At 42.5% G+C, this 12,006-nt stretch carries 11 protein-coding genes; 9 read left to right on the forward strand and 2 right to left on the reverse strand.

Features of this window, described 5'->3' with window-relative positions:
* Positions 1–85 precede the first annotated feature (85 nt).
* A complete protein-coding gene (locus tag ACO6V5_RS07850; protein WP_422133588.1) occupies positions 86–1,174 on the reverse strand; it encodes a hypothetical protein in 1,089 nt (362 codons plus the stop codon).
* 388 nt (positions 1,175–1,562) lie between these two features.
* The gene (locus tag ACO6V5_RS07855; RefSeq protein ID WP_422133587.1) at positions 1,563–1,967 is read right to left on the reverse strand and encodes a VOC family protein; all 405 of its coding nucleotides are present in this window, start codon (positions 1,965–1,967) and stop codon (positions 1,563–1,565) included.
* Between the two features lie 544 nt (positions 1,968–2,511).
* On the opposite strand from ACO6V5_RS07855, the gene ACO6V5_RS07860 reads away from it, so the two are divergent.
* The 9 genes from ACO6V5_RS07860 to ACO6V5_RS07900 all read left to right on the forward strand — a co-directional run bounded on the left by ACO6V5_RS07860 (position 2,512) and on the right by ACO6V5_RS07900 (position 12,001).
* Entirely contained in the window at positions 2,512–3,663 is a 1,152-nt protein-coding gene (locus ACO6V5_RS07860; RefSeq protein ID WP_422133585.1) for a hypothetical protein, read from the forward strand.
* 419 nt (positions 3,664–4,082) lie between these two features.
* Positions 4,083–5,234 (forward strand): hypothetical protein, encoded by a 1,152-nt coding sequence (locus ACO6V5_RS07865; RefSeq protein ID WP_422133584.1) that lies wholly within the window; start codon positions 4,083–4,085, stop codon positions 5,232–5,234.
* A gap of 277 nt (positions 5,235–5,511) precedes the next feature.
* A complete protein-coding gene (locus ACO6V5_RS07870; RefSeq protein WP_422133583.1) occupies positions 5,512–6,693 on the forward strand; it encodes a hypothetical protein in 1,182 nt (393 codons plus the stop codon).
* Positions 6,694–6,774: 81 nt separating this feature from the next.
* Positions 6,775–7,878: a hypothetical protein gene (locus ACO6V5_RS07875; RefSeq protein WP_422137872.1), complete on the forward strand. Its 1,104-nt coding sequence runs from the start codon at positions 6,775–6,777 to the stop codon at positions 7,876–7,878.
* Positions 7,879–8,233: 355 nt separating this feature from the next.
* Entirely contained in the window at positions 8,234–9,217 is a 984-nt protein-coding gene (locus ACO6V5_RS07880) for a hypothetical protein (RefSeq protein WP_422411768.1), read from the forward strand.
* A 183-nt stretch (positions 9,218–9,400) separates the two neighbouring features.
* Positions 9,401–9,928, forward strand: a complete 528-nt coding sequence (locus ACO6V5_RS07885) for a GNAT family N-acetyltransferase (protein ID WP_422411770.1) — start codon at positions 9,401–9,403, stop codon at positions 9,926–9,928.
* A 102-nt stretch (positions 9,929–10,030) separates the two neighbouring features.
* On the forward strand, positions 10,031–10,486 hold the full coding sequence (locus ACO6V5_RS07890) for a GNAT family N-acetyltransferase (protein WP_422133578.1): 456 nt from the start codon (positions 10,031–10,033) through the stop codon (positions 10,484–10,486).
* A gap of 190 nt (positions 10,487–10,676) precedes the next feature.
* Positions 10,677–10,958, forward strand: coding sequence for a nucleotidyltransferase domain-containing protein (locus tag ACO6V5_RS07895; protein WP_422411772.1), 282 nt, complete (start codon positions 10,677–10,679; stop codon positions 10,956–10,958).
* 149 nt (positions 10,959–11,107) lie between these two features.
* Complete coding sequence (locus ACO6V5_RS07900; RefSeq protein ID WP_422411774.1) at positions 11,108–12,001, forward strand: hypothetical protein; 894 nt, start codon at positions 11,108–11,110, stop codon at positions 11,999–12,001.
* The last annotated feature ends 5 nt before the right edge of the window (positions 12,002–12,006 follow it).

Here is a 12,006-nt window from a genome sequence, read left to right on the forward strand (position 1 = left end):
AAAGGGGGCTCAATACCGACAGACCATCCATGGTCTGAATCGCTCGCAGATAGTACCGGCCTGTTACAGTTTCTACAGGCTGTCATCAGGACCCGTTAGGGGAGACTTTTATACTAAACGGATTAGCTAACTGTTGATTGCTGGTTTCGAGCAATCTTCTTAGCTGATCGGCATCCACGCAATCCGATACCTGGACATTAAACGTCAGTATCTGTCTTTCAACCTGTCGTTCAAAGGCTCTTAAATTGTAGCCACCCGAGCACTTCAGTAACTGCGCTATTTGCTGCAAAGCGTCGATTTCCTGAGTGATCGTCAAGCCGTTCCTGCTGAATGTGAAGCTCACCTGAAAATGATTTGGAAACTGGCTATGGCTAAAAAAAGAGATAGAGCCAAAAGTAGATAAACTTTCTGCTACTAACCATCCGAATTCCATGCCAGGTACCCCTGTACCAAGGTTGCCAGCAGTGCGTGCCGCTGTTGAAAGAGTCCTCAAAAAAATTGCAAACTTTCGACGCCACCCGCTTAGGTTTGTGAGCGAATCACATGTACAGCTGCCAGAGCTCACGGAAGGCTGATTGGCATAGATTAGGATCGGCTCCTCCATCAGATTGATAAGCGTCATAACGTAATTACGCAGCTCGCTTTCAGGTATTTCATGAGCCGGTAAATGTTCTATTTCTGTTGCTGTTTCTATGTCTGTTGCTGTATTAAAACTTGTCAACCAAGCCAAAACAGTAGTACTTCCGGTTGTCAGGGAACGAGTCCAGTCATTAATATAATCTATTAATGTCGTTATAACTGGCAAAGCAGCTGTTCCAATTGCCGGGTAAGCCGGTAAGCCACCAACGGCTCCACACTCTTCCTGAGGGACTGATGCGCTATCAGTCCTGCCAGATTCCCGGGGAGGCAAGTCATCAATGGTTCCGGATTCCCGATTTGCTCTGGATAACAACCCGGAGGATGGCTCTTGTGGCCCCTGCACTTGCGATGATCCATCGGTTTCTGTATCGGGCTCGACTGATAGCAATAGTCTGACGTATGACTTGGTGCCTTTAAGGTGAAGCAGGTAATATCCTGCTAATGAAGTCGTGGGCATCAGCAGGATTGCCAACACAGTGATAAAACTCCACAAGACTTTCAGGTTGCAATATTTTTTTATAACCTGCTTTTTCATAACCAGACCTGTTCATAACAAACCACTAAAAGTAGTTAAGCCACTTGATAACAGGTGGTCTTTACTTAGATTATTTTCGACTTAGAGAGGGTGCCCGCTCAACCCATAATGGTTTCGGCAATTTTCCGAAAAGACTTGGTCATATAGTTCTAAAAATACGGCGAGCCTGACCAGATCACCGCGCCTGAATCTTTTCAGAATCGCTTATCACCGGTGACATACAACCACAGCCCCCGCTGTCGTAGAGGATACTAATCCACGACAGGGGAACACTTTACACAAGCGATCAGTCCGAGCGCTTCGGCAATAGAAGCCAGAGAACGGTTTGTTTTCCTGATTTTTTTCTCGTAGTTAGTCCAGCAAGGTTAAAAGACAAAGAAAAACTCATTCATCCTTTACCCGCTGGCTGATGGAACTCAATTACATTGCTATCAGGATCACGGATAAAAAGCAGTATTGAGCCATTGTTTGTAGTAACAGGACCTTCTGTGATAGTGATTCCAAACGCCTGCAGCTGCTTCTGAACCTCATGGATATCATCCACTTCAAGCGCCATATGGGTATAGCCCGGGTGCTTTTGGTCAATATCCATCAGGATATTCTCTTGCGGCTGAACCGTTGCGTTCAGGATGAAGTTCAGGTTGACGCCACAGGGGTGCTCCATAATGGCAACCGGCTCTGGCCCCACAGGCCCTGCCAGAAACTGGAAACCGAGCTGCTGATAAAAGCTCCTGGTCGTCTGCAAATCGCTTACCCGAATGCCCACATGGTTAATTCTGCTGACTCTTATCATCACTCACCTCCGTCAGACCCATAAGTACTCAACCGGTCTGACTGTTGTTTAACAGCTGAATTCCTGTTAAGTACCTAACCAGTTGGTTTCGCATATTCTGGACGGCGGCTTTTTCCATCCTTCTACGTTACAACTCTGGTTGCGTAGCTATGGCTACGCGCCCATCGTTGCGCCTTGAAGGATGAAAAAATCCACTCGCCAGAATATGCGAAACCAACTGGCCAGGTACTTATTACAATTTATCAATTCCACCCAGTCATGTACAAACCGAACGCTAAACAAACCATACCCTGACTTTAGAATTAATAATACCTGAATTATTAAGTACAACTCTACCTGCCTTTATTCATATAAAAGTACAAAATACTGAAATCGTTAACGAAACCATGCAACCAAAACATTATAATCCGGCACAAAGTTTTTCAAACATACCTGTATGTTTACCCATTATTAAAATCCTCAAAAAATATCTCACCAATGACTTGAGCTATCCTTAATTGCCTACATCGGCAAGTTGATTTTAATGAAAAACAGGTGATTGACAATGAAAATGCACGTCAGATCAATTATTTTTTTTCTACTATTATTGCTACCATTTTATTCGCATTCAAAAGATTTACACCTCAATTGGAAGCTGGAACACCATAATAATTTGCTACTAAGTGGTAAAACAGTAACAACCAATCAGGTAAGTCATAGCAATTCTTTAACAGGTTGGAATGATCACCCATCAGAGCTGGATATTTCCACTCCACCTTCTGTTTCTTGTTCAGGGGACAGTTTTGCCATTTATTATGACGTAGTCTCTTTTACTACTGTGAATTTTGATCAAAATAATCCAGGTTATACTGTGCCAAAGCTTTTTAATACTTTATTAGGCAATGGCAATGATCGTCTTGACCATAGTTTCAATACTCAATACACACTAAGAGGTCACACAACAAAAGCAAGTAACCTTGCTGAACTCTTTTGTTGCGTGCTCTGTCATCCTTTTTATCTGGGATTCAAGAAATGCTCAGCCAAAGTCTCACATGGATCTGACAATGAGCTGGCCAGAATCAAAGCATTGGAAGCAGCAATAGCAGCCGATTTTCCAGAGCATATCACTATTCATAAATGCGCTTTATATCATGGGGCTGTGGACAGTCATCATAAGATGCTTTCATCATCAAGCACAGAAGCTACAGACGCTAAGACTCATATATTTGATCTTTTCCTGAATACTCCGGAAACACAGCATTGGCTAATAGAGAATCTAAACCCAAAAACCAACCAGAGGTTAGAACTGATAATACCTGAGTTATTCAATACAGCAGCACCTGCTGCAATTCTTGTGCAAGAGAATAACGGGGAAACTAATGATGAAAGCCTGCAACCATCACATTTTTTATCATTAGATTTTACCAATGGAATTAAAGTACAATATCACCTTAATCGAGTCTCCGACATAGAGATTGAGGTACTAGCAATTGTGGTAAGCGCTGAGGGGTATACCCTCACACTCGTAGTTAATAATTATGATATTACAGCTAACCAACCTCCCCCACATTATGCGGCATTACCAAAAACCTGTAACTGTAACGGCGCATGTAATTGTGACCATTCAAGGGCAAATGATACTGATAATTCAGATAATCGGATTCATAGAATTAACATTATGAATCCTCGTATATTTTTTCCTCATACTCGTCTGTGAGGCTGAAAATGAGCGTCTCCGTTGGGCAGTGGACGTTGGCAACAATCTGCTTCCCAGCCCCCTGAGAGTCATTCAGATGGTAAAATGACCCTGGCCAACTGAGCGAAATTAACAGCAACAGAATCCCAGCAGTGACTCTGTTATGATGCTTTTGTCGAATCGTGCCATCTTTGTGTCAATTCGCTTCAAAACTGCCCCACATCAGTGAATACTCGCCCTTATTTATACCAGGCTGTCGCTCAAGACAATACGTCAGTTTCTACCTGATCGCCACTAGCAGCTCGCCGAAGATTTACATTTATACAAAGACGTCTATTGGTCGCTAGAAGAACTCATAAAAAAAGTTATATCAAATGTTTAAGCTATTCTAAGCTTCAAATGTCTGGAAATTGATATTCGTAAAAAATAGGTAGTTAGTAATGAATATAGACGTCAGATTAATTATTGTATTCTTTCTCTACTCGCTATCATTTTATTCCAACTCAAAAGACTTACACTTTAACTGGAATCTGGAGCTGAACGACAGGTTGCTGCTAAGTGGTACAGCCACATCATCCCATCATTGTGGTCATAGAGAAGATTTAACAGAATGTAATTATGAAGACCTTACTCAATCGAAGACTGATTGCTCAGGGTATGATTTTTGCATTTATGAAGTAACTACTGTTACCTCTATAGAATTCAATCAGACTCAATCTTGTAATATTATACCAATGTTCTTTTACAGTTTGTTAGGAGATGGCTTCAATAGCCTTAAACATAGCTCCCTGACTTGTTATACACTTAGAAGTCAATCGCCAAAGACGACATCTTCAATTGCTGAACTGTTATATTCCACTTTCTGCACTCCCTGCTTCATGCCTGCTGAGCTGGTTTCTCAAGATTCGCAAATTCAGCAAGAAAGAGTGAAGGAGTTGAAAGCAGCAACACCAAACCATTTGCCAGATCATGTAACTATCCATAGCCGCTCAATATTATCTGAAACAGCTGTGTCAAATGATCGTCATACGTTTTTATTGTCAAATACAGAAGCTATAGACGATGATACCCATATATTTGATCTCTTCCTGAATAATCCGGAAACACAAAAATGGATAATAGCGCATCTAAATCTTAAAAACGGAATGATGTTACAACTGATAATACCCGGGCTATTCAATACAGCTTTACCCGCTATGATTTTTGTGCAGCATCAAACCAGTGGAGATAACAATGTAAGCCTGCAACCCTCACATTTTGTATCAATATATTTTCCTAACGAAGCCAGAGTGCAATACCACATTAAGAAATTATCCAATAATGATATACAGGTATTAGCAATTGTAGTTAGCTCTCATCTTTACACCCTGACATTCGCTATTGATAACTATGATATTTCAGCCAACCAGCCTCCTGCGTATTCTAACCAGGCAGAAGTAGCACCAGCAAACACCTGTCATTGCCGAGGAGCATGTAATTGTTCCAACCAAAGAAAAAATGATACAGATGAATCACAGGGCACAGAAGACTCAGATTATCAGAGTGACAGCATTATTGGTCATGTAATTTCAGGTCTGGAGCAGTTGAAGTGAACATCAGATTAAACTACTTATTCTCCTGTATATTTCTCAGGCTTTATCATCTTGAAGCGGTCGAGAATAGGATTACCCGAAGCCGACTACATTCACGAAGACAGGTAAAAACACCCACATATCAGGTTGACAAAAAACTCTATACGTTTTTTTAGAGTTGTACAAGGACGTCTAATAGTTATTACAAGCTTCATGAAATTGTTATATGAAAGTTTTGTGCTACCTTTCACCTCTGATTTCTAAAATTCGATATGAGTGAAAAAACAGGTATTTAACAGTGAAAGAAAGCGCCAAATTAATGATTTTATTCTGTCTTATCTTGTTATCATCTTATTCAAACTCAGATGCCTTGCACTTTAAATGGAAGTTGGAGCATTTGGGTAGATTAGTACTCAACGGCACAGCCACATCATCCACTCATTCTAGTCATAGCGGGCCTACAAGAGAATGTTACTGGGATGATCCCACCAAAGGTTTTAGTGATCTATCCGGGGATTACATTCTCATTTATGAACTGCTTTCTTCGATCAATATAGAGTTTAATCAGCAGAACTCTGGAAATAATGTACCCGTTTTTTTTTATGAGTTGCTAGGAAATGGCCTTCATAACCTTCAACATAGCTTCCACACTCGTTACACACTAAGAGGTCAAATTGAAACCAGGAAATCCATGATTACTGAACTTATATTCTGTTTATTCTGTCCTTGTTTTTTTGTGGCTGGCAATGGGGATTATCAAGACTTGTTGGACGAAAAAGTAAGAGCGCTGGAAGCAGCCACACCAGAACATTTGCCAGAGCATGTAACTATTGACAGCCGCTCTCTATCTCATACAGCTGTGACCAATAATTATCAACAGTTTTTATCGTCAAACACAGAAGCCATAAATGATAACACCCGTATATTTGACCTTTTCCTGAATACTCCGGAAACTCAACGATGGATTATAGGGCATCTGGATTCAACGACCAACCATGTATTGGAATTGATAATTCCCGGATTAATCCGAACTGCTATACCAGCTACAGTTCTCGTGCAAGAGCAAGGCAGTGAAAACTTGCAAGCGTCACATTTTTTATCATTAAACTTTCTGACCGGTACTAGAGTGCAATATCACCTTAACAGGTTATCCAACAATCAAATTGAGGTACTGGCAATTGTTATTAGTTCTGCTGGTTACACTCTGACACTCGTTATTGATAATTATGATGTTATAGCAAACCAGCCTCCGCCACATTACACCGAGCTACCAATACAGTTACCATTACAACAAGCCTGTCATCATCATGGGGCATGTAATTGTGCAACTTCAAGAAATAATGATACCCATAATTCAAATTATCAGCGTGAAACCATAGGTGATAATGGCCAGGACATGCTCAATCATGCAGAAGTGATAGTGCCGCTGGGCACCCAGGAATCGCAAGATATGGATGGCAAACTCAATACGAAACTGTAATGAACATCAGGTTAAGCTGTTTCCACCCGTTCACATTTCTCAAGCATAATCGTTTTACCTCTGAGCAACAGGTAGTTAACAATGAAAACAAACGTCAGTGTAATAATTTTATTCTTTCTTTACTTGCTATCGTCTTATTCAAATGCAGAAGACTTGCACTTCAGATGGAAGTTGGAGCATCTGGGTCAACTTGTACTCAATGGTAAAGTCACATCATCCACTCACTCCGGTCATAGCGAAGCCACAAGAGAAGGCTATTGGGATGCCCTCACTAACTATTTGAGTGGTATTTCCGGAGATCATTTTGTTATTTACGATCTGCTCTCTGACACCAATATAGAATTTTACCCGCATGATCCGACCATTAATGTGCCCGATTTTTTTCATGGCTTATTAGGAAATGGCAGCCATGACCTTCAACACAGCTTTCATACTCGTTACACACTAAGAGGTCAAACAACAACCAAAACAGGATCTATTGCCCAATTATTATGTTGCATTTTCTGTCTTCCCTGTTTTTTGAGTAGCAAGATAATTAATCAAGACATTCTGGAGCAGGAAGCAAAACTGAGAGAGCTGGAAACAGCAACACCAGACCATTTGCCTGAACATGTCACGATCGATAGTCGCTCTATGGCTCATATAACTATGACCAGTCATTATGAAACGCTTTCGTCATCAAACACAGAAGTTATAGACGATGATATCCATATATTTGACCTTTTCCTGCGCAATCCGGAAACACAAAAATGGATAACAGGATATCTAAACTCGGAGACCTACCTGACGCATGAATTTATAATACCCGGGTTATTCAATACCGCCAGACCTGCTGAGGTTCTTGTGCAAGAGCGAGACAGTGAAAACGAGAGTGAAGATGATGACACCCTGAAACCAACAGATTTTGTATCATTATACTTTGATGACGGAACCGTCCTGCGATACCACCTCAAGAGATCACTCACCAATGACCTTCAGGTATTAGCGATTTCGGTTAGCTCTAATTATTATACCCTGTCGTTTGTTATTAATAATTATGATGCTTTAGTCAACCAACCTCCCCTGATTCTCTCTTGGGCGGAACTTAGATTCTTTGATCCCTGTGATTGTAGTGGAGCATGTAATTGTGCACTCCCAAGATATAATAATAGAGATGGCTCAAATTATGAGAGTGACACGCATTAGTGTTTATGTATTTTTTAGTGTGAAGCAGTCAAACTGACATCCGCTTAAGCTGCTTCCATCTGTTTATACTCCCACAAAGGCAGTTAAAAACACCTATACATTAAGTACCTAACCAGTTGCTTATGCTTACAAAAAAAACTCAAACGTTTTTCTTTTTTTAAACTAGTTTGAATACTTCACAACTAATGATAAAACTGTACTATAAACTGTGAGGTTTTCGTTGAATAAAACATTTCCTTCTTTCTCAAAAACTTTAACTCCGTCTTTTCTTCTGGCTGTTTCGATATCTCTGTCGACGAGCACCTATGGATTACCAAAGGACACATTGTGTGAAGAGTATGGAGAGCGTTTCAATTTGGCTAACTCACCCTCCAGTCGTGGAGGAGCCTATGGCGAGTGGATTGATAATAAATGCAACATCACTGTTCTTCCATTAAGCGAGCTCAACAGGAAGGTTTCTCTTGTAGATGCCAGACTCCCGATTGTTTTGAAACCATCTCCGGTTTCTGACTCGGGAGGCTCCATAGCCCGCGACCGTCAAAATCACAAAGAAGTAGATGTGTCATTTATTTCATTCGACAACATAGAACCCACCTCGCATACAGTCAAATATTATCCAATGTATTCTCCCAGTGCTAGCAATGATGGTTATTCTGATGGCTTAACACGGAAAGAACCCACCTTAATGGCAGCTCCGGGCTATGAAGAGGAAGTTCTTTTGGAACTGCCGGGCGATGTGATTATTGAAAATGGTTTCATCATCGATCGCTCTCAACTCAAACCCACCATCAGTGGCTGTTTCCATTCAGGTCTTGCCCTTTTTGGCGCATTGATTACTGGCGACGTTTCAGGTGTTGGCTTTTCAGATATAGGTCTTCCCGCATGCACTGGCTTATATATGGGAGGACCTGACTTCACAGCCCCTGTCAGCAAAATCCGACAGGCAACTAAAAAAGGTAACTCAAGAGGCAGTAACGGAAAAGCTGGCGCCAAAAGCAAGAAAAATGGAAATGGCCAGAAAGGTGGTAGCCATGGACGCAATGGAAAAAGTAGCAAAAATGGTAAAAACTCGGGTGCCAGTGGTGGTGCCGGTGGCGGCGAAGACCCCTTTCACAGCAGTAAAGGCCTTCACTATATGACGGAGCCACTTTATAAGACGGTTATAGATGCCATAAAAAACCTGGCCAGTAAGAGACTGGAGAAAGGCTTTGATCGAACGTCAGCCTCGTCAAGATCACTCATAGGACAAATCAAAAAAGGAACAAGGTCCTTGTCAGATGATCAGAGAGCATTCATTTACAGTACTGAGCCCTATAGATCAATCAGTCATTTATTATAAAAAACCGTTGTGATCCTGAAGCACTCTTCAATCGACGATATTGTTGAGTGCTTTTGATGAAAGTGTTAAAGGCCAAGCCATGTCAGTGACTTTAACATTATCTCAATAAGCCCCAAAACAGGGATTTTTGTTTAAATCCATGGCAGGATATCAAACAGGAAGAAACAACAAGAGTCTGACATTATGGAAAAAACAATTGCCACAGACCGGTTAATCCTCAGAGCCTTCACTCAGCAGGATGCTGACCAGGTACAGACACTGGCTGGAGAGGAGCAGGTAGCCAGACTGACCGAAAATATTCCCCACCCCTACCCGGACGGACTGGCAGAAAAATGGATTAAAGATCAAGAATGCCTGAGAGAAACAAACAGCGCTTTTGTGTATGCCATCAAATTGAAATCATCAAGTACACTGATCGGAGCCATCGGATTGAATAACGCAACTCATACCGAGGCTAAATTAGGTTACTGGCTGGGTCTACCCTTCTGGGGGCAAGGGTATTGCTCAGAAGCCGGACAAGCACTGCTAAACCACGCCTTTGAACAGTTACCACTCAGCCAGATCCGGGCCAGGGCACTGACCAGGAACATAAAGTCCCAACAGGTTCTTTTAAGGCTCGGTTTTCGGTCCACTTCGGAAATTCTTGAAAAAGTAAAAGAGGACATGGATACGGTAAAGTATTATGTTCTGAACCGGAGTCATTCACGATGAGCCACCGAAACTAGTCAAGATCGTGATGCTCACCCGGCAGCCAGCGGATCACAGCATCAGCTTTGCAGATTAAATAACCATTCAGCAGTAAAAGAATAATTTATGGAAATAAAACTAGACGACCTACAGGGTCAGGAAATTGCCCATCTGCTCCAAGACCACCTGGATGATATGTATAGTCACTCACCGGCAGAAAGCGTTCATGCCCTCGATATTGAGAGGTTGCGTTCGCAAGACATAACCTTCTGGTCCGCCTGGATAAACCGCAACCTGGCAGGTTGTGGTGCATTAAAAGCCCTCTCGCCCTCTGAAGGCGAAATCAAATCCATGAAAACCTCATCTGGCTTTCTCAGGAGAGGTGTAGCTTCCGCCCTCTTAAAAAATATTCTCAGTGAGGCAGAACGAAGACAATATAAGACCGTGTACCTGGAAACAGGCTCCATGAATCACTTCAAACCGGCCTGTGAGCTTTATGAACGCTTTGGTTTCGAGCCCTGTGCACCTTTTGGAGATTATCACGAAGACCCCAACAGTCTTTTCTTTTCAAAAAAACTGTGAACCCATAGCGCCCGGAATTCTGAGTGAATACCGGGTGGCTGGTTGCCTGAATCTTTATCATACCCCTGGAACAACACATCTCTTTTACAGGCAGCAAGTAAACACAAAAATAATGCAAGACCCGTCGAGAGCTTTTTCTGGCACCTGTGAAACGATATGATTTTCCCCGAAAATCATCCGGATAATCATTATGAGATTGACTGAACAGGAACAACAGATCATCAAAAAGGTCATTCAAGGTTACGATGCAAAGTCAGTGATTCTATTGTTTGGTTCGCGTGCTGACAGCGGTAAGAAAGGCGGCGATATTGATCTGCTGGTAACTTCACAAACACTGGGCATTGTAGATAAACTCAATATTCTCGCTGATCTGCATGGTGAACTGGGTGAACAGAAAATCGATATTGTGTTAGACAACGATGGTTCCGGAAATTTTGCCAGATCAGTTCTCCCCACTGCGATTAAACTTTGAATAAATTGATCCGCCACAGGGTGACCCATGACTGATAAAATTGATCACTACCTGCATGACAAGCTGTCATAAGCCGTCATGGGTAGCCTTCTATACTGAGAGTGTCTTCTTTCAAAACACAATAAGGACAGCTCTACAGGGACTTAATCATGACCAGCAGCGTTGAAAACTGCCTCAATATACTTCGCCAGGACCTTCTTCAGGACATTCCCACAAGCCAGCAGACATCTGCGAATAAGCCTCTCTGGCTCGGAAGGCGTGTGGTCAGAAAAGTAAAGGGTTTCGGTCTTAAGCTGGCCGATATACTCAGGGGCCGGGGCTGGCTCAGTAATAAAAAGATCAATGAACGGGAAATTCGCGAATGCCGGTGGGCTCGAAGTGTTGCCGGGGCTGGACTGGTTGACCAGAATTTTTTTCCTGCCAACATTCCTCAACAGGAGCTTGTTGAGCGCACCCGCCTCGCCCGGGAACTCTGGCAAAAAGACCCGTACAGTTTTGCTCTCTGGTGCATTGAAAACGATCAACCTTTCCCGGAACACTTTCTGGAGGCAGAGCTTATCCCCTGGCAGATGGAGCAATTTGCCAGCCTGGGCCTTAATCGCAATCATGCGGCCCGCATGTCCCTGCGCCTGAGCATTGCAGTTAAGCTGCTGCATCCCTCTGAAGCCGCTGGTCAAAGGGAAAGCCTGTTAACCGTATTGCCCACAGATACCCCGGATGAGATTGAAAGAAAGGAGAAATATAACGAAAAACTTCTCAATCTCGATCATGATGAGGAATCAGCCGATATGTATCTGGACAGTTTTATTGGCAACTATACCCCCAGTGAACAGATCGAACTCCTGAAAGCCTGCCGGGATGAATTGGCGACCCACCCGGAAAGTCATCAGCTATCCGAGCAGAACCTGCTGAGAAAAGTGATCAGTGACCGTCAAAGGCAGGAGACCGCTCAATTTCTGAGCGAGCGACAAGGCAGTGATGACAGTCTTGTCGACTTTGATACCGAACTGGACGAGAAAGGTCGTCCAAAAAAACCGTCATGACGATA

Origin of the sequence: Endozoicomonas sp. ALD068, assembly GCF_049310145.1 — a bacterium.
Taxonomy (GTDB): Bacteria; Pseudomonadota; Gammaproteobacteria; order Pseudomonadales; family Endozoicomonadaceae; genus Endozoicomonas_A.

Coding starts and splice junctions, on each gene's coding strand:
- ACO6V5_RS07850 (WP_422133588.1), bottom strand. CDS start 1,174: ATGAAAAAGCAGGTTATAAAAAAATATTGCAACCTGAAAGTCTTGTGG.
- ACO6V5_RS07865 (WP_422133584.1), top strand. CDS start 4,083: ATGAATATAGACGTCAGATTAATTATTGTATTCTTTCTCTACTCGCTA.
- ACO6V5_RS07890 (WP_422133578.1), top strand. CDS start 10,031: ATGGAAATAAAACTAGACGACCTACAGGGTCAGGAAATTGCCCATCTG.
- ACO6V5_RS07855 (WP_422133587.1), bottom strand. CDS start 1,967: ATGATAAGAGTCAGCAGAATTAACCATGTGGGCATTCGGGTAAGCGAT.
- ACO6V5_RS07900 (WP_422411774.1), top strand. CDS start 11,108: ATGACCAGCAGCGTTGAAAACTGCCTCAATATACTTCGCCAGGACCTT.
- ACO6V5_RS07885 (WP_422411770.1), top strand. CDS start 9,401: ATGGAAAAAACAATTGCCACAGACCGGTTAATCCTCAGAGCCTTCACT.
- ACO6V5_RS07860 (WP_422133585.1), top strand. CDS start 2,512: ATGAAAATGCACGTCAGATCAATTATTTTTTTTCTACTATTATTGCTA.
- ACO6V5_RS07895 (WP_422411772.1), top strand. CDS start 10,677: ATGAGATTGACTGAACAGGAACAACAGATCATCAAAAAGGTCATTCAA.
- ACO6V5_RS07875 (WP_422137872.1), top strand. CDS start 6,775: ATGAAAACAAACGTCAGTGTAATAATTTTATTCTTTCTTTACTTGCTA.